The 17,178-nt window shown below is 54.6% G+C and carries 16 protein-coding genes and 1 tRNA gene; 9 read left to right on the plus strand and 8 right to left on the minus strand.

Going from position 1 to position 17,178, the window contains the following annotated elements; all coding sequences use genetic code 11:
• Positions 1–927 (minus strand): photosystem II q(b) protein (psbA, locus tag Q0683_RS04730; protein WP_298976537.1); only part of this gene is annotated, 927 nt, incomplete at its 3' end.
• Between the two features lie 268 nt (positions 928–1,195).
• Here psbA and Q0683_RS04735 point away from each other — a divergent pair.
• Complete coding sequence (locus Q0683_RS04735; protein WP_298976539.1) at positions 1,196–2,383, plus strand: TRC40/GET3/ArsA family transport-energizing ATPase; 1,188 nt, start codon at positions 1,196–1,198, stop codon at positions 2,381–2,383.
• A 26-nt stretch (positions 2,384–2,409) separates the two neighbouring features.
• The gene (locus tag Q0683_RS04740; RefSeq protein ID WP_298976541.1) at positions 2,410–3,096 is read left to right on the plus strand and encodes an ABC transporter ATP-binding protein; all 687 of its coding nucleotides are present in this window, start codon (positions 2,410–2,412) and stop codon (positions 3,094–3,096) included.
• Here Q0683_RS04740 and Q0683_RS04745 read toward each other — a convergent pair.
• Both Q0683_RS04745 and purD read right to left on the minus strand, forming a co-directional pair.
• Positions 3,093–3,386 (minus strand): DUF3082 domain-containing protein, encoded by a 294-nt coding sequence (locus Q0683_RS04745; RefSeq protein ID WP_298976543.1) that lies wholly within the window; start codon positions 3,384–3,386, stop codon positions 3,093–3,095. The genes Q0683_RS04740 and Q0683_RS04745 overlap by 4 nt on opposite strands.
• An 8-nt stretch (positions 3,387–3,394) precedes the next feature.
• Positions 3,395–4,687: a phosphoribosylamine--glycine ligase gene (gene purD / locus Q0683_RS04750; protein ID WP_298611981.1), complete on the minus strand. Its 1,293-nt coding sequence runs from the start codon at positions 4,685–4,687 to the stop codon at positions 3,395–3,397.
• Positions 4,688–4,879: 192 nt separating this feature from the next.
• Here purD and Q0683_RS04755 point away from each other — a divergent pair.
• Positions 4,880–4,953: transfer RNA gene (locus Q0683_RS04755), tRNA-Asp, on the plus strand.
• A gap of 7 nt (positions 4,954–4,960) precedes the next feature.
• Here the strand turns inward: Q0683_RS04755 and Q0683_RS04760 are convergent.
• Complete coding sequence (locus tag Q0683_RS04760) at positions 4,961–5,539, minus strand: M23 family metallopeptidase (RefSeq protein ID WP_298611978.1); 579 nt, start codon at positions 5,537–5,539, stop codon at positions 4,961–4,963.
• Between the two features lie 106 nt (positions 5,540–5,645).
• On the opposite strand from Q0683_RS04760, the gene Q0683_RS04765 reads away from it, so the two are divergent.
• Positions 5,646–5,909 (plus strand): DUF3493 domain-containing protein, encoded by a 264-nt coding sequence (locus Q0683_RS04765; protein ID WP_298611975.1) that lies wholly within the window; start codon positions 5,646–5,648, stop codon positions 5,907–5,909.
• Here the strand turns inward: Q0683_RS04765 and prmC are convergent.
• Complete coding sequence (gene prmC, locus Q0683_RS04770; RefSeq protein WP_298976546.1) at positions 5,906–6,781, minus strand: peptide chain release factor N(5)-glutamine methyltransferase; 876 nt, start codon at positions 6,779–6,781, stop codon at positions 5,906–5,908. The genes Q0683_RS04765 and prmC overlap by 4 nt on opposite strands.
• 78 nt (positions 6,782–6,859) lie before the next feature.
• Here prmC and Q0683_RS04775 point away from each other — a divergent pair, with 78 nt between their 5' ends.
• A complete protein-coding gene (locus tag Q0683_RS04775) occupies positions 6,860–7,210 on the plus strand; it encodes a hypothetical protein (protein WP_298611971.1) in 351 nt (116 codons plus the stop codon).
• Here the strand turns inward: Q0683_RS04775 and Q0683_RS04780 are convergent.
• Together Q0683_RS04780 and Q0683_RS04785 are read right to left on the minus strand one after the other, a co-directional pair.
• Positions 7,207–8,121: a DMT family transporter gene (locus tag Q0683_RS04780; protein ID WP_298611968.1), complete on the minus strand. Its 915-nt coding sequence runs from the start codon at positions 8,119–8,121 to the stop codon at positions 7,207–7,209. The two genes, Q0683_RS04775 and Q0683_RS04780, sit on opposite strands and share 4 nt — an antisense overlap.
• Complete coding sequence (locus Q0683_RS04785) at positions 8,108–9,907, minus strand: aspartate kinase (protein ID WP_298976549.1); 1,800 nt, start codon at positions 9,905–9,907, stop codon at positions 8,108–8,110. Before Q0683_RS04785 ends, Q0683_RS04780 begins: the two co-directional genes overlap by 14 nt.
• Before the next feature lie 137 nt (positions 9,908–10,044).
• Between Q0683_RS04785 and ftsH the strand changes: the two genes are divergently transcribed.
• The 4 genes from ftsH to purB all read left to right on the plus strand — a co-directional run bounded on the left by ftsH (position 10,045) and on the right by purB (position 16,596).
• The gene (gene ftsH, locus Q0683_RS04790; RefSeq protein WP_298611963.1) at positions 10,045–11,958 is read left to right on the plus strand and encodes an ATP-dependent zinc metalloprotease FtsH; all 1,914 of its coding nucleotides are present in this window, start codon (positions 10,045–10,047) and stop codon (positions 11,956–11,958) included.
• Positions 11,916–14,117 carry an ATP-binding protein gene (locus Q0683_RS04795; RefSeq protein WP_298976551.1) on the plus strand — a complete coding sequence of 734 codons (2,202 nt, stop codon included), beginning with the start codon at positions 11,916–11,918 and terminating at the stop codon, positions 14,115–14,117. The genes ftsH and Q0683_RS04795 overlap by 43 nt, the downstream gene beginning before the upstream one ends.
• A 31-nt stretch (positions 14,118–14,148) precedes the next feature.
• Positions 14,149–15,237, plus strand: coding sequence for an LOG family protein (locus tag Q0683_RS04800; protein ID WP_298611958.1), 1,089 nt, complete (start codon positions 14,149–14,151; stop codon positions 15,235–15,237).
• 63 nt (positions 15,238–15,300) lie between these two features.
• On the plus strand, positions 15,301–16,596 hold the full coding sequence (purB, locus tag Q0683_RS04805) for an adenylosuccinate lyase (RefSeq protein WP_298976553.1): 1,296 nt from the start codon (positions 15,301–15,303) through the stop codon (positions 16,594–16,596).
• Here purB and pyrE read toward each other — a convergent pair.
• Entirely contained in the window at positions 16,564–17,166 is a 603-nt protein-coding gene (gene pyrE / locus Q0683_RS04810) for an orotate phosphoribosyltransferase (protein ID WP_298611952.1), read from the minus strand. The two genes, purB and pyrE, sit on opposite strands and share 33 nt — an antisense overlap.
• Between the last annotated feature and the right edge of the window lie 12 nt (positions 17,167–17,178).

Consider the following 17,178-nt stretch of genomic DNA (forward strand, 5'->3'; position numbering starts at 1 on the left):
AGCATCCACAACGGAGTGGTTGAAGTTGAACCCGTTGAGGTTGAAGGCCATGGTGCTGATCCCCAGTGCGGTGAACCAGATACCGATCACAGGCCAAGCGGCGAGGAAGAAGTGCAGCGAGCGGCTGTTGTTGAAGCTGGCATATTGGAAGATCAAGCGACCGAAGTAACCGTGGGCCGCCACGATGTTGTAGGTCTCTTCTTCCTGACCAAACTTGTAGCCGTAGTTGGCAGACTCGGTTTCGGTGGTTTCACGGATCAAGCTAGAAGTCACGAGAGAACCGTGCATGGCGCAGAACAGCGCACCCCCGAAGACACCGGCCACACCCAGTTGGTGGAAGGGGTGCATGAGAATGTTGTGCTCCGCTTGGAACACAAGCATGAAGTTGAAGGTACCGGAGATACCAAGGGGCATGCCATCGGAGAAGCTGCCTTGACCGATGGGGTAGATCAAGAACACAGCGGTAGCAGCAGCCACAGGAGCGGAGTAGGCCACGCAAATCCAAGGCCGCATGCCAAGGCGGTAGCTGAGTTCCCACTCACGACCCATGTAGCAGAAGACACCGATCAAGAAGTGGAAGATGATCAGTTGGTAAGGGCCACCGTTGTAGAGCCACTCATCGAGGGAAGCCGCTTCCCAAATGGGGTAGAAGTGCAAGCCAATGGCGTTGCTGGAGGGGACAACCGCACCGGTGATGATGTTGTTGCCGTAGAGCAAGGAGCCAGAAACCGGCTCACGGATGCCATCAATGTCCACAGGGGGAGCAGCGATGAAGGCGATCACAAAGCAGATGGTTGCGGCTAACAGGGTAGGGATCATGATTACACCAAACCAGCCCACATAGAGGCGGTTATCGGTGCTGGTTACCCAGTTACAAAACCGCTCCCACAAATTCGCGCTTTCGCGACGTTGGAGAGTCGTAGTCATAGGCGTGATAAGTCCAGATATATCTTTTCTTTCCATTTACAAACCCTTGAAAGCAGTTGCAAACTGCAAGGGCTTAAGCATTAAGTTAATATTTGCCCTAAGGGATTGGGGAAGGTCTAAATTATTGTTAGTAAAGCTAAATAGGTAGTTATGTTTATTTATTTTTCTTGATGTTTTTATCTCCATTCATTGCCGGCGATCGCCCCCCTGAGGGCAAGCTCAAGGGTTAAGATATATTAAGCAACCGTGTTTAGGGCAGAGCTTTCCCATGCGTGTAATTTTAATGACTGGCAAAGGTGGCGTTGGTAAAACTTCAGTGGCAGCAGCAACGGGGTTACGCTGTGCAGAATTGGGGTATAAAACGCTGGTCCTGAGCACGGATCCTGCCCACTCCCTTGCCGATAGTTTTGACCTCGAATTGGGGCATGTCCCTGTTCCCGTCGCCAAAAATCTTTGGGGGGCAGAACTGGATGCCCTGATGGAGTTGGAAGACAACTGGGGAGCTGTCAAGCGCTACATTACCCAAGTCTTACAGGCCCGCGGCTTAGAAGGGGTTCAAGCTGAGGAATTGGCAATCTTACCGGGGATGGATGAGATCTTTGCCCTTGTGCGCATGAAACGCCACTATGACGAAGGCCTGTACGATGTTCTTATCATTGACTCTGCCCCCACCGGCACGGCATTGCGGTTGTTGAGTCTACCGGAAGTGAGCGGTTGGTATATGCGCCGCTTCTATAAGCCGTTGCAGCGGATGTCCATGGCCCTACGCCCCATTGTGGAGCCAATTTTCAAACCCTTGGCGGGGTTTTCTTTGCCCGATCAAGAGGTGATGGATGCGCCCTATGAATTTTATGAGCAGATTGAAGCCCTGGAAAAAGTCCTCACCGACAACACCCAAACTTCTGTGCGCTTGGTAACCAATCCCGAAAAGATGGTGATCAAGGAATCCCTGCGCGCCCATGCCTATCTCAGCCTCTACAATGTGGCCACGGATTTAGTGGTGGCCAACCGCATTCTCCCCGAGACTGTTCATGATCCTTTCTTTACCCGCTGGAGAGAAACCCAGCAACGGTATCGGCAAGAGATTCACGATAATTTTCGTCCCCTCCCCGTTAAGGAAGTGCCTCTCTTTGCGGAGGAACTCTGTGGTTTAGCGGCACTGCATCGCCTCAAGGAAACCCTCTATGCCGATGAGGATCCGGCTCAAGTTTATTACCAAGAGCAAACGATTCGGGTAGTGCCCAGGGATGGCCAGTACAGCCTTGAACTCTATTTACCGGGGGTGCCCAAGGAAAAAATTGAACTCAATAAAACTGCTGATGAGTTGAACATTCGCATTGGCAACCATCGTCGCAATATGGTGCTGCCCCAAGGCTTGGCGGCACTGCAACCGGTAGGCGCGAAAATGGAGGCGGACTATCTAAAAATCCGTTTTGCCAGCGTCACCAATAGTTAACAACAAGTATGATGAGATTTTCCTGTGTGACCTCAACTGAGCTGGCGATCGCCACTACAAACCTAACCAAGGTTTATCATTCTGGCCATCAGGAGACATCGGTTCTTCAGGGAATTAACCTGAAAATCGAGCGCGGCCATATCCATCTGCTGATGGAACCTTCGGGGTCGGGTAAAACCACACTACTCTCGATTTTAGCCGGCATTCTTGCCCCTACCAGTGGTCAAGTGGTTGTCTTAGGCGAAGAGATTACCCGACTCTCGAAGGCCGCACTGGCAAAGTTTCGTCTGCAAAATATTGGCTTTATCTTTCAGAGCTTTAATCTTTTCCCCGCCTTGACAGCATTGGAGAATGTCGAAATTGCTCTCAATCTCAAGGGCATTAAAGGTAAAAAAGCAAAGGAACAGGCGGCAGCTCTTTTAGCGGCAGTTGGTTTAGGCGATCGCCTCGACTTTGTGCCCGCCCACCTCTCTGGGGGGCAGAAACAACGGGTTGCCATTGCCCGTGCCCTCGCGGGTGAACCGAAAATTATTTTTGCCGATGAACCCACTGCTTCCCTCGATTCTCAAAACGGCCAACAGGTGATTACTATTCTCAAAAAGCTGGCAAAGCAAAATGGCTGCACCGTCATGATTGTGACCCACGATCCACGAATTATGGCCATTGCCGATCGCATCACCAAGATCGAGGATGGCAAGCTCAGCGAGGGCTAACTCTGCTCACCCTGCACCCAGCATTCCCAGAGGAGTTGCAGTGTCAGTGCCACTAGACCTAGCGCAATAATGCTAAAGACACCCGTTGCCAAGGTACATAGACCCACCACGAGGGTGCGCACAGCCACTGCCAAGCTATAGACCAGTTGATTGTGGTAGCTCACCGCGTGGGTAGCAAAGACATAGGCGATCGCCCCTGTGAGCCGATGTAGAAGAATTCCAAGTGTGCCAGCAATTAGCGCACCGGTTAAACAGCGCAATGGATTGGTTTGCGGGGGGAGAACCGTCATGGAAAGCACTAACCTTTATGAGCCGATGATTCCAGAATACGGTAGCCAATGTCACGACGATAGTAGCAATCGGCAAATTGAATGGCTTTCACGCCGGCATAGGCTTTGGCTTGAGCAGTGGCAAAATCAGGAGCCAAGGCGGTGATATTCAGTACGCGCCCCCCATTGGTGTACCACTGCCCGTCTTGCCAGTGCGTTCCCGCATGGAAAACGAGTACCCCTTGGGCGATTGCGTCGGGAATCCCCTGAATCACATCCCCTTTACGGTAACTCCCCGGATACCCCCCCGCCGCCATTACGACCGATAGCGCCACTTCATGGCGCCATTGCAACGCTCCCAAACGAGCCAACCGCCCCTCGACACAGGCCAAGAGCACCTCAATCAGGGGGGTCTCCAAAAGGGGCAGCACCACTTGGGTTTCCGGATCGCCAAAGCGACAGTTAAATTCCACCACGTAGGGATCGCCTGCAGGCGTGATCATCAGACCGGCATAGAGTACCCCACAGTAGTGAATCCCCCGCTCCTGTAAGGCTCTGAGGGTAGGTTCGAGAATTGTTTTTTGAATCCGTTCCATCAATTCTGACGTTACCCAAGGAACTGGGGCATACGCTCCCATTCCCCCAGTATTTGGACCGGTATCCCCTTCGCCAACGCGCTTGTGGTCTTGGGCAGGCAAGAGCGGCACAATTGTTTGACCATCCGTAACGGCGAGTACCGAGACCTCCTGCCCCTCCAGTACCGATTCAATGACCACCCGTTGACCGGCGGCGCCAAATTCACCCCCAAAAATCCGCTCTAGGGCAGCAATTGCCTCTGCTACTGTGGCTGCAACTGTTACCCCTTTACCCGCCGCTAGACCATCCGCCTTAATGACAATGGGTGCCCCTTGGGTTTGAACGTAGCGAGAAGCTGCTTCATAATTCTCAAACACAGCCGCCTTGGCTGTAGGAATCTCAGCCGACTCCATCAGCGCCTTTGCCCAGGCTTTACTGGCTTCAATCTGTGCCCCTGCTTGGGTTGGGCCAAAGACGGGAATGTCTAGCGTTTGGAGGTAATCGGCCAAACCCGCAGCAAGGGGTGCTTCTGGCCCAACAACCACTAAATCAACGTGATTCTCTTTGGCAAAGTCCCCAATGCCGGTGAGGTCGGTGGCTGCAATGGCAACATTTTCACACCGCTCTAGGCAAGCTGTTCCGCCATTACCGGGGAGACAATAGACTTGGCTCACCTGGGGAGAATCCAGTAATTTCCAAGCGATCGCGTGCTCCCGACCACCACTGCCAATGACAACGACCTTCACAGATGCGCTCCAAAAAGATAGGCGATCATTTTTGAAATCAATCTTCAGGAGCTTATCAAGTTTACCGGTTAAGTAGCAATGGTCTCTCCAAAGGCAACGAGAAACGACAGGCGGCGATCGCCTGGCAAGACATGAGTTCCCTAGTTGACAGGGCCATGATTTTCCTGATACTCTAAGGATCGGTCAAAAATTGGGACTGTAGTTCAATCGGTTAGAGCACCGCCCTGTCACGGCGGAAGTTGCGGGTTCGAGCCCCGTCAGTCCCGCTAATCCTTAACGCTGGGCTTGGCTGCCGTACATCGCCTGGAGAACCACGGCCGGATTGACGAGTTGCCCTCGGTGGCGGAGCGTCCAGTGAAGATGAGGCCCTGTAGTGCGCCCTGTCATGCCCACGCGACCAATACGCGCCCCTGTAGGCACCCGCTGCCCCTCCAGGATCACAATGCCGCCAGCCCGATCAACCATAGCTCGTCCTTGGGGGGTCTGCTCAACCCGCCCCATCATGTGGCAGTAAACGTGTTCCCAAGCTCCCGATTGAATCCGTACCAGTGTGCCACAGGCGGTGTGATCGGAAACTTCAATCACCTGACCGGCCCACCAATTGCGGATGTAGCTCCCCTGGGGGGCGGCAAAATCAAGGCCGTTGTGAAATTCAGTTGTAGGTTCGCCCGTGGGCGATCGCCGGTAGCCAAAGGGAGAAGTATAGCCCTGAAAATTTTCCACAGGAAACGAAGCGTCGCTCCAGCGAAGCGTCCTTGCACCTGTGTTTTGGGAGGGTTGACTCAGTTGGGGAATGGCGACTGTGCTACCGCAGGCGATCGCCAGTGCCAGACTGATGCGCTGCCAATGCATATCCAACTCCTCACATCTTTTTTGCCTACGGCCTTCGACCGTTATTGAGATACACCGTTCCCTATTGTAAGGACGTAGGATATTTTCAGGTGATAAGAAAATCCAGATGGCTGCTAACAACCCCAAGGAACAGGCTGAAGTGACTCAACCTACCCTACGCGATCGCCTCCAAGCCGAAGCAAAAGCACCCTACCGAGGACTACGGCGTGTTTTTTATGCTGTTTTTGCTGCTTCCGGCCTCATGGGTGCCTTTATCCTTGGCCTCAAGGGATTGGCGGGCACCGCAGGTGACGATTTGGCGCAGAATCTGGCGTTGCAAATTGGGGTGGTTGTCCTGATGATTACCCTCTGGCGTTGGGATCGCGGCTAAATTCGTTGCGCAAGCAAAAAGCGATCGTGGCCACTGAGATCCCTAAGGATCTCCACCCGTTCATAGGCTTGGGTTGCCATTGCCAGCGCCGCCACCGCCGCCCCTTGGGTCGCCATTAATTCGATAAAGAGCCAGCCCTGGGGCTGAAGATATTTTGGCGCCGTCTGCACAATCTGGCGAATTGCCTGCAGGCCATCCGCACCCCCATCGAGGGCCAAGCGGGGTTCGTGGTACTGCACTTCGGGCTGGAGAGTGGCCACAAGGCCGGTGGGAATATAGGGGGGATTACTGACAATGCCCTGTACCTGTCCTTGAAGATGCGCTATGGGGGCAAACCAATTCCCAACGTAGCACTGTACGCGATCGCCCAAACGGTGCTTTTCAATATTGAGGTGCGCTATCTCTAGGGCTTCAGGACTGCAATCCACAGCATGCACAAAAGCGGCAGGAAATAACCGCGCCAAGCCGATGGCGATCGCCCCACTACCCGTGCCCAAATCCAGCCAATGACCCTGTTGTTGCCCAGGGGGCACCGTTGCCGCCACCACTTCTAGTAACTCCTCCGTTTCTGGCCGTGGAATCAGCACACCGGGGGCAACAACTAATTCCAGATCGTGCCAGTGAACCGTACCAATCAGATATTGTAGGGGGACTCGCTCTTGCCAGCGGCGTTGCCAACGCTCTTGGAGTTCTGCAAGGGAAAGTTTTAGGCAAATCTGGGATGGGAATCGGCGCAATGTGAGTTCAAGGGGACTCAGTGCGGTGAAGGCACCGAGAAATTGTTTTAACTCCCGTAGGCCACTCTCGCGCTCAGGGGCAGGAATGATTCCCTGTGCCCAGTGCCACCATGCTTGGAGTGCCTCACCACTCACGCATATATCTTGACCCTTGTTTTCTGAGAATACTCGTATCAAAATAGCCCTAGAATTCCTAGCTGTGCCTTCTCCACTGTGGCAGATTTTCAGGAACAGCTTCAACGTCTGCAAGAGCAACTGCAACGGGCACAGGCGCGAGCGAATGAACTGCCGCCCTTGGTTCCTGAACCGCCGCCGCCTGTGGAGACCGCAGCGCCGCCAGAGCTGGATGAACGGGCACGCATTGAAGCCCGTGTGCGCAGCGAAACCTCAGTTGCAGAACTTCAGGCTCAATTGATTGAGGCTCTCCTAGAGAATGCACGGCTGCGGCGCGCCCTCGAAGAAGAACGCCAGAACCATGCCCGTACCCGGGAGGGACTCATTACGGCCTTGGGGGATGCTTTGGAGGCCCTCAGACAGCGGCGGCGATCGCCCAAATCACCCTAGGCACTGGGCCACAGTGCCACGCTTAGACCCACGAGCACAAGACTCCCCCCTGTGATCACCGCAGTTGTCGGCACCTCGCCAAAGAGCAGGAAAGCAAAGAGACTCGCAGCAAGGGGTTCAGCCAACACCAGCAGGGTAACCCCTGTGGGAGAGAGCCAACGCACCCCCCAATTGAGACTGGTGTGCCCCACCAACTGGGGAAGCAACGCCAATAGGAGAATGGCAGCATAGAGCTTCGGTGGCCAACCCGTGTAGCCCAGCCCAAGGAGGGGCGGTAGGGGTAGGAGAACCAATGCGGCAGTGGCATAGGCAATAAAGGCGTAGTGGTGAATCGAAAGACCCGCTTTTTGAGCCGCTTGACCACAAATAAAGTAGGCACTGACCGCCCACGCCGCAGCGATCGCTAAGGTATTTCCCAACAGCGGTTGCGTGGCCACCCCACTCCTCAGCTCCCCCGTTCCAATCAGGACACTTCCCCCAAGGGCGATCGCCATGCCTAGCCAAGTACGGGGCTTGAGGGATTGTTGCTGCCAAAGGTAACCCACAAGGGCTGACCAGATCGGGGTGGTGGTCACCAATGTCGTCGAGGCTGCCACCGAGGTGTAATTCAGGGAGGTAAACCAGAGACTAAAGTGCGCCGCTAGGGCAACCCCAGCAGCCACTGCCCAGCGCAGATTTTGTCGGGTCACCTCTGGCCATGGCCAAGTGCACAGTTGCGGTACCAAAAAGAGGGCAGCTAAACTCAGCCGACCACTGGCTAGGAAAATGCTCAATCCCACGGTTGTTCCCAGGGAATGGTTGGGTAAACCAGCAACTCCCCAGCGCACTAGCACAGCCGCCGTGGAAACCGCCAGGACACCCACCCCGAGCACAAAGGCGATTTGCCAAGGGGACGGTCTATTTGCCGACATCGGGAATGACAACGGGGGTCTCTCCATCGAGACCAAAGGCCGTATGCACCGCCTGCAGTGCCCGCACCCCTTCTGATTCTGCCACCACACAACTAACGCGAATTTCCGAGGTGGCAATCATCTGAATGTTGATATTCTCGCGGGCAAGGGCAGCAAACATGCGAGCGGCAATCCCCGGTCGCTGGATCATCCCTACCCCGACAATGCTCACTTTGGCGATCGCCGTATCCACAAGGAGATCACCGTAGCCCAATTTGGCCTGAACCCCCTTGAGAAGTTCCATAGCTTGCTCAGCATCGGCAGAGGCCACTGTAAAAGCAATATCCCGGGTGATTACCCCCCCCAAGGAGCGCGATCGCTGCGATTGGATAATCATATCTACGCTAATGGCTGCATCGGCAAGGGTCTGAAAAATTGCTGCCGCCATGCCGGGGCGATCGGGCACATCCCGAATTGCAATCCGCGCCTGCTTTGCATCCAAGGCAACACCCCGCACCGGTGGGGAGTCAGGGGTCGCTTGGGGGACTGCGGCGGTTGCTTCCACATCAAAGGTTTGGGAGAGGACGGCGATCGCGCGGCCTGCATCTGCTGCGGCCACTGTACAACTGACATTTACTTCCGATGTGGAGATCATTTGCAGGTTAATCCCCGCCGCCGCCAAAGCTGAAAACATCTGAGCCGCTACCCCCGGTCGGCCAATCATCCCTGCCCCTGTGATACTCACCTTGGCAATATCGGCATCTACGAGCACCTCCGTTTCTTCGACCCGTGGATGCAAACGGGGATAAAAGGCCACGGCAACGGCTTCGGCTTGCTTGAGAACACTCTTTTGCACCGTGAAGGCAATATCATTTGTTTGCCCTTCGTGAATGGATTGGATAATCAAATCCACGTCTAGGTTTTGCCGCGCCAGTTCGCCAAAAAGCTGTGCCGCAATGCCGGGGCGATCGGCCACCCGCAGCAGTGCCACCTTTGCCTGATCGGTGTCCAGCGCCACACCATCCACGGGTTTACCTAGTTCAAGATTTTCCACAGGACGCGGTGGCCGAGCTGGTGCAATGACTCGTGTGCCAGGCTCATCCGTCCAACTGGAGCGCACCACTAAGTCCACACCATAGTTGCGGGCAATCTCTACCGCCCGCGGGTGCAAAACCTTTGCCCCTAGGCTAGCCAACTCCAGCATTTCATCGCAGGTAATTTCGCTCATCAGTTGGGCATGGGGCACCAGGCGTGGATCGGCAGTCAAAATGCCGGGGACATCGGTGTAGATCTCACAGCAATCTGCCCGCAGCGCCGCCGCTATGGCCACCGCCGAGGTATCGGAACCCCCACGCCCAAGGGTGGTCACTTCAAAGTCGGCAGCGGCAGTAATCCCCTGAAAGCCCGCTACAACCACCACTTGGCCTTCTTTGAGGTGCCGTTCGAGGCGCTGAGTCTCAATGTGGAGAATGCGGGCACGGGTGTGGGCAGGTTCAGTGACAATCCCCACTTGTGCGCCAGTGAGGGAGATGGCAGGTTCCCCCAAGGCATGCAGCGCCATTGTCAACAGGGCGATCGCGACCTGCTCCCCCGTCGAAAGCAGCATATCCATTTCCCGCTGACTGGGGCGATCGCTAATGGCATAGGCCAGTTGCACCAAGCTATCTGTGGTTTTACCCATGGCTGAAACCACCACCACCACCTGATGTCCTGCTGCCACCGTTGCTTTGACCCTGCGGGCTACGGCTTGGATGCGCTCGACACTGCCGACGGAGGTACCACCGTACTTTTGTACAATCAGTCCCATGGACGCTCTAAAGAGAATGCTGTCCTATTTTATATTCGGGGGGATGATTCTTGGCCGTGTCTTATCTACTAGGCTAAGGAACTAAAAAAATCGCTGTTAAACTGGAAATCAGAACTAAATTTCGGAAACGGCTGCCGATGAAATACGCTCAACGCCTTTCCCAACGGCTAAGTCAATTGGCTTTAGTCGTGGGTCTCTCGTTAGCCCCCACAAACATTGGTTTAGCCCAGTCGAGCAATAACACCGTTTCCTACAGTCAATTTCTCAATGCCCTCAAAGCCGGTGAAGTCAGCTCTGTGGAACTCTATCAGGAGCAAGGTCTAGCCAAGTTTCGCCGCAAAGATCAGCCAGAACAATCTCCCCCCCACCAGGTGCGGCTCTTTGATCGCAACCCTGAATTAATTCAACTCCTGCGCCAAGCAAGTTCCCGTCATAACACGGCGGTGCGGGTGGTTCCCTCAGGCAGTGATGGGGCGGTTATCGGCGTCATTTCCAACTTGATCCTGGGCTTTGTGCTACTGATTTTGTTCTTGATGATTTTGCGACGAGTCAGTAATGCCCCCGGCGGCCCTGGGCAGATTCTCAACTTTGGTAAATCGCGTGCCCGCTTCCAGATGGAAGCCAAAACAGGAGTGACATTCGAGGATGTGGCCGGGATTGAAGAGGCCAAGGAAGAGCTGCAAGAAGTGGTAACTTTCTTGAAAAACTCAGAGAAATTTACCGCCATCGGGGCGCGTATTCCCAAAGGGGTGCTCCTGATTGGCCCCCCAGGGACGGGGAAAACGCTCCTAGCCAAGGCGATCGCCGGCGAAGCGGGGGTTCCCTTCTTTTCGATTTCTGGTTCTGAATTTGTGGAAATGTTTGTGGGCGTCGGTGCCTCCCGCGTGCGGGATTTGTTCAAAAAGGCCAAGGAAAATGCGCCCTGTTTGGTGTTTATTGATGAAATTGATGCGGTCGGCCGCCAACGGGGTACTGGCATTGGCGGTGGGAATGACGAGCGAGAACAAACCCTCAACCAACTGCTCACAGAAATGGATGGTTTTGAGGGGAATACAGGGATCATTGTGATTGCCGCAACCAACCGCCCCGATGTCTTGGATGCTGCTCTCCTGCGCCCCGGCCGCTTTGACCGTCAAATTACCGTTGATTTGCCCAGTTACAAGGGGCGCTTGCAAATTCTCCAAGTGCATGCCCGTGACAAAAAAATTGCACCCGAAGTGTCCTTGGAGGCGATCGCCCGCCGTACCCCCGGTTTTTCCGGAGCCGAATTGGCCAACCTACTCAATGAAGCCGCAATCCTCACCGTTCGGCGCCGCAAACCCGCCATTACCAATACTGAAATTGAGGATGCGATTGATCGGGTAACCATTGGCATGACCCTCACTCCCCTCCTCGATAGCAAGAAAAAGTGGCTCATTGCCTACCACGAAGTGGGTCACGCCCTGTTGATGACCCTCTTGAAACACGCAGATCCTCTCAATAAAGTGACCATTATTCCCCGCTCCGGTGGCGTTGGCGGTTTTGCTCAGCAGATTTTTGATGAGGAACGGGTAGATAGTGGCCTTTATACCCGTGCCTGGCTCCTAGATGAAATCACGATTCTATTGGGGGGACGGGCTGCCGAGGTGGAGATTTTTGGCGATGCCGAAGTCACTGTTGGTGCCAGTAGTGACTTGCAAGCGGTGGCCAATCTGGCGCGGGAAATGGTGACTCGCTACGGCATGTCAGATTTGGGACACTTAGCCCTTGAAACACCAAGCAACGAGGTCTTTCTCGGTCGGGATTTGGTGCCCCGCGCTGAATATTCCGAAGCAGTGGCCGTGCAAATTGACCGCCAGGTTCGCGAGATTGTGATGCACTGCTATGAAACCGCTCGCAAACTCATCCGCGAGCATCGGGCAGCCATTGATAAGCTGGTGGAACTCATCCTAGAAAAGGAAACCATTGACGGGGACGAGTTTCGCGCCTTGGTGCGGCAATATACCACCTTGCCCATCAAAGAACCCGCGTGGAAGGCAACAGCTACACCGGCGGTGTCCCAACCGTCCTAGGCAAGGAGGCGATGGTGAGCCATGAGCGGCAGGAAGTCCGTCACCTCTTAGTCCTCGAAGACAGTGAGGGACGGCGACCCATTTTGCTAGAAGCAGCCACCTACTCCATCGGTCGTGATCCCACAAACTCAATTGTGCTGCACTCCAAGACGGTCTCCCGGCAGCACGGGATTTTGTTGCGGGTGACGAGTCCGGAGACCAATAGTCATCTTTTTCGCCTTATTGATGGCAATTTGCAGGGCAAGCGGAGTACCAACGGCATTCTCGTCAATGGGCAGCGGATTGTTGCCCATGATTTGCGCAGTGGCGACATGATTGTCTTTGGGGGGGAGGTGCGGGCCCGCTACCTAACCCTGACCAACATGACCGATGAGGAGTTTGAGGATTTTTGCCGCAGCACCGATGTGCTGGGATTTCTCTCCAAAAGCACGAATCCCTTTGCGACGCTGGTGCCCCCTGGCGAGACCAATCTTGAGAATTTTAGTGAAGCGGCCTTAGTGCGCTTGGCCTCCTATCCTGAGTTGACGCCCAACCCGATTTTAGAAGTGGATCTCGAGGGGAAGGTGACGTATCTCAATCCAGCCGCACTGATGCAGTTTCGCGATCTACAGCAGCAGAAATTGACTCATCCTCTGTTGTTGGGATTGCCGGAACTGGCACGCTACATGAAGCAAACCCAAGAAAAAGTCCATGTGCGGGAGGTGGAGTACCAAGGGCGCATCTACGAGCAATCCATTCACTACATCTATGAAAGTGAACTCATCCGCAGCTATGTTATGGATGTTACAGATCGCAAGCGAGCTGAGGAACAACTGCGCAACCAAGCCCGCCGCGAAGCCATCATTAACCGCATTATTCAGGCCATGCGCACTACCATGGTGGCGGCAGAAGTCCTGCAAATTACCGCCGACTTGCTGCTAGAAGCCCTGGGTTCAACCCTGTGCCTCATTACCCAAACAGCAGCACCCGATACGCTCACCTACGCCACCCGTCCCCAAGTCCTCCATCTACCTGAGTCTTTAATTACCCTCAACCAGCGGGCGATCGCCTTCTTTGAACCAGCCCTCAGCAACGGCGAACAGGTGGTTTTGGCTACCAGTTGTCCCGATTTACCGCAGCCACTGCAAACAGATCTGAGAATCTCAGACGTGAATGCCTTGGTGATCACCCCTTTGATTTACCTTGGCCAACTCCTAGGACAAATTAGCCTTTTAGATTGCGAATGGGAGCCGACTGAAGCAACATCCATTTCGCCAAATCATCCCCAGCTCTTCCGGCAAACCCTGCCCAAATCATGGACAGCCGAGGATTTAAGCCTTGTGAAAACCATTGCCGATCAGTGTGCCCTTGCCATTCATCAAGCCCAGCTTTACCAGCAGGTACAAGAACTCAATGCCGATTTAGAGCGACAGGTGCGTGCCCGTACGGCTGAACTGGAGCAGAAAATGCAGGAACTGGAGCGCCTCAATGCCATTAAAGACGATTTCTTGAGCACTGTTTCCCACGAATTGCGCACGCCCATGGCCAATATGAAAATGGCCATCTATATGCTAAAGCAATTTGCCACCGACGATCGCCAGAAACGCTACCTTGATATTCTCGCCCATGAGTGCAACCGCGAAACGGAACTGATCAATGATTTGCTGGATCTGCAACGCCTAGAGGCAGGGCGCAGCCAGATTCAACAGGAGGTGATTGATCTCGACAGTTGGCTGCCCTCAGCCCTCGAACCCTTCCATAACCGCATGCAACAGCGGCAGCAATCCCTTGAGATTGTGCGCCCTCCCACTTTGCCACCTCTCCTCTCCAACCGCCATGCTTTAGCCCGCATCTTGGCAGAGTTACTCAACAATGCCTGTAAGTACAGCCCTGCTGGAGCGCAGATTGTTGTCCGTTTTGAGCCAATCGGGGGCGATCGCCTGCAAATTCAAGTGAGTAATCCCTCAGAGATTCCCGGTGAGGAACTGCCGCGCATCTTTGAAAAGTTTTATCGCATTCCCAATGCGGATCCGTGGCAACAGGGGGGCACAGGTTTAGGCCTCGCCCTCACCCAAAAACTCGTGGAGCAATTGCAGGGTGAAATTAGCGCCAGCAGTGAAGCGGGCATGACCACCTTTACCCTCAGCCTACCCACTGCGTCAGGTGATCCCGCTGCCTGATAAAATAGGGTGCTAACGTTCTTAGGGTGCTATGACCCTTTCGCGAGTCGCTTTAAGTAGCCTACAGCAAGATCTGGATCAGTTAATTCGTCGCTTAGACAGTGTGCCCCACGGCGACGTAATTTACCAAGCCCTGCAACTGTTTCTCGATATTGCCGACGAGGAACTCGAACGACTGGATTGGAAGATTTTGCGTTCCTGCCTGCGGGACATGCACCAAGCCCTACGGGTCTTTGCCCCCTATCGCCATACCCGCAAAATTTCGATCTTTGGCTCCGCCCGAACTCCCTCCACGTCGCCAGTCTATGAAATGGCGGTGCACTTTGCCCAAGCGGCGAGTGCCATGGGGTTTATGATTATCACGGGTGCCGGGGGCGGCATTATGGAGGCGGGGAATAAAGGGGCGGGTCCCAATCAATCCTTTGGCCTCAACATTGAACTGCCCTTTGAACAGGGTGCTAATCCCTATATTGAAGGCGATCCGCGCCTGATTCACTTTAAGTACTTCTTTACGCGCAAGCTCTTTTTGCTCAAAGAAACCGATGCCATTGCCGTTTTCCCCGGTGGCTTTGGCACCCAAGATGAAGCCTTTGAATGCTTGACCCTCTGCCAAACGGGCAAAGCTCCCCCCAAACCCCTGGTCTTGATGGATGTTCCCGGTAGCAGCTACTGGCAGCACTGGGATCGGTTTATTCGCGAAGAACTGGTGGCCAGGGGATTGATTAACGCCGAAGATCAGGAACTCTATCGCATCTGCACCAGTGTAGAAGAAGGCTTAGCCCACCTGAGTGGCTTCTATCGTGTCTATCACTCTAGCCGCTATGTGGGCGATCGCTTGGTGCTGCGGTTGAATCAAGACATTAGTGAGGCTGCTTTGACAGAACTCAATCGCGATTTTCAAGATATTCTTGTGTCGGGGCAGATTGAACGCACAGAACCCCTGCCGCGGGAAGTGGAAGACGAGCAACCCATTAACCGCCCTGCCCTGACGCACACGCTCCATTTGCCGCGATTGATCATGCACTTTAATCAGCGGGATTATAGTCGCCTCTACCAACTGATTTATCGCCTCAATGGCTTTGCCACAGCGGAGGCGACATACCATCCTGAGCGCAAGTAGGCGATCGCCATTCGATTGCATTAGATTGCAGTTTTTCATCACCTTTAGTCAAGATACACGCCCATGATCGAACGCTATACCCTTGCCCCCATGGGGAATCTTTGGACCGATGCCTACAAATTCAAAACATGGCTGGATGTTGAGATTGCAGTTTGCGAGGCCCAAGCGGAACTGGGGCATATTCCCCCTGAGGCAGTGGCCGAAATCAAAGCTAAAGCCAAGTTTGACCCCCAACGGGTGGCTGAGATTGAAGCGGAGGTAAAGCACGATGTCATTGCCTTCCTCACCAATGTCAACGAGAATGTGGGTGATGCCGGGCGCTACATTCACCTTGGGCTAACCAGTTCCGATGTTTTAGACACCGGTTTGGCGCTGCAATTGGTGGCCAGTCTGACCTTGATTCAAGAACAGTTGGAGTATCTCATTCAGGCGGTGCGCCACCGCGCCCAAGAACATCGCTATACGGTGATGGTGGGACGCAGTCATGGAATTCACGCCGAGCCAATTACATTTGGTTTCAAGCTGGCGGGTTGGCTGGCGGAGCTGCTGCGCCATCGCGATCGCCTGTGTCAATTGCAGCGAACCGTGGCGGTGGGCAAAATTTCGGGCGCTGTGGGCACCTATGCCAATGTGGATCCGCGCGTAGAGGCGATCGCCTGCCAAAAACTGGGACTGCAACCGGATACCGCTTCAACCCAGGTCATTTCCCGCGATCGCCATGCCGACTATGCCCAGACCCTTGCCCTGTTGGGGGCAACTCTTGAGCGCTTTGCCGTTGAGATTCGCAATCTGCAGCGCACCGATGTTCTAGAAGTGGAGGAATTTTTCTCTAAAGGACAAAAAGGCTCCTCCGCCATGCCCCACAAACGCAATCCCATTCGGTCTGAACGGCTGACGGGGTTGGCGCGGGTACTGCGGGGCAATGCCTTGGCGGCTCTGGAAAATGTTGCCCTCTGGCATGAGCGGGATATTTCCCACAGTGCCGTGGAGCGGGTGATTTTGCCCGACAGCTCGATTCTTGCCCACTTTATGTTGGTGGAAATGACGGACTTGGTGCAAACCCTACAGGTCTATCCGGAGAATATGCGCCGCAATATGAATTGCTACGGCGGTGTGATCTTTAGTCAGCGGGTGCTCTTGGCACTGGTGGAGAAGGGTCTAAGTCGCGAAGCCGCCTACGCCTTGGTGCAAAAACACGCCCACGCCGCGTGGAATCAACCCAATGGGGATTTTGCCGCCAACCTTAAGGGGGACCCTGAGATTCGGCGCTACCTTACACCAGAGGAACTCGAAGCTTGCTTTAACCCTGAACATCACCTCAAGCACCTAGAGGAAATCTACCAGCGGTTGGGGATTTAATTGAGCCGAATTGAGATAGGCTGCAAGGTCACTAACTCGAAAAAGCGATCGCAGGGGTACCCCCTGAGCCGTCAAGGCGGCTTCCCCGCCCGCCTGGCGATCCACAATGGCAAGGACTTCATTAACAACGTAACCCGCCTCTTGAAGACGTAAAACGGCCTTGAGGGCAGAGCCGCCGCTGGTGATCACATCCTCCAGCACCGTGACTACCGCCCCTTGGGGCAAGGGGGGGCCTTCAATAAAGCTCATCGTGCCGTGGCCTTTGGCTTCCTTGCGTACAATCAGCGCCGCCCGATCCTGCCCCTGCAAATTGGAGAGCACGCTCACGGCCACCACCAAGGGGTCTGCCCCAAGGGTAAGACCCGCCACTGCCACTGCTTCCGGAGCTAATTGCTCCAAGAAGAGTCGCCCCACAAGGTAAGCGCCCCGCGCCGAGAGGGTCACAGGTTTGCAGTTAATGTAGTATTGGCTTTTTTGGCCAGAGGCAAGGATAAAGTCACCGCTGCGGTAAGCATCGCGGCAAAGAAGCGCCAAGAGTTCCTGACGCAGCTCAGGCAGAGACTCGTTCATGATTGACTCCAA

Source organism: uncultured Thermosynechococcus sp. (assembly GCF_938074695.1).
In the GTDB taxonomy this organism is placed as follows: Bacteria; Cyanobacteriota; Cyanobacteriia; order Thermosynechococcales; family Thermosynechococcaceae; genus Thermosynechococcus.

What these genes read in the sequence shown, in the direction of transcription:
- Q0683_RS04785 (WP_298976549.1), bottom strand. Translation starts at nt 9,907, where the DNA reads ATGGGACTGATTGTACAAAAGTACGGTGGTACCTCCGTCGGCAGTGTC.
- Q0683_RS04735 (WP_298976539.1), top strand. Translation starts at nt 1,196, where the DNA reads ATGCGTGTAATTTTAATGACTGGCAAAGGTGGCGTTGGTAAAACTTCA.
- Q0683_RS04745 (WP_298976543.1), bottom strand. Translation starts at nt 3,386, where the DNA reads ATGACGGTTCTCCCCCCGCAAACCAATCCATTGCGCTGTTTAACCGGT.
- purB (WP_298976553.1), top strand. Translation starts at nt 15,301, where the DNA reads ATGATCGAACGCTATACCCTTGCCCCCATGGGGAATCTTTGGACCGAT.
- Q0683_RS04780 (WP_298611968.1), bottom strand. Translation starts at nt 8,121, where the DNA reads ATGTCGGCAAATAGACCGTCCCCTTGGCAAATCGCCTTTGTGCTCGGG.
- Q0683_RS04800 (WP_298611958.1), top strand. Translation starts at nt 14,149, where the DNA reads ATGACCCTTTCGCGAGTCGCTTTAAGTAGCCTACAGCAAGATCTGGAT.
- ftsH (WP_298611963.1), top strand. Translation starts at nt 10,045, where the DNA reads ATGAAATACGCTCAACGCCTTTCCCAACGGCTAAGTCAATTGGCTTTA.
- Q0683_RS04765 (WP_298611975.1), top strand. Translation starts at nt 5,646, where the DNA reads ATGGCTGCTAACAACCCCAAGGAACAGGCTGAAGTGACTCAACCTACC.
- pyrE (WP_298611952.1), bottom strand. Translation starts at nt 17,166, where the DNA reads ATGAACGAGTCTCTGCCTGAGCTGCGTCAGGAACTCTTGGCGCTTCTT.
- Q0683_RS04760 (WP_298611978.1), bottom strand. Translation starts at nt 5,539, where the DNA reads ATGCATTGGCAGCGCATCAGTCTGGCACTGGCGATCGCCTGCGGTAGC.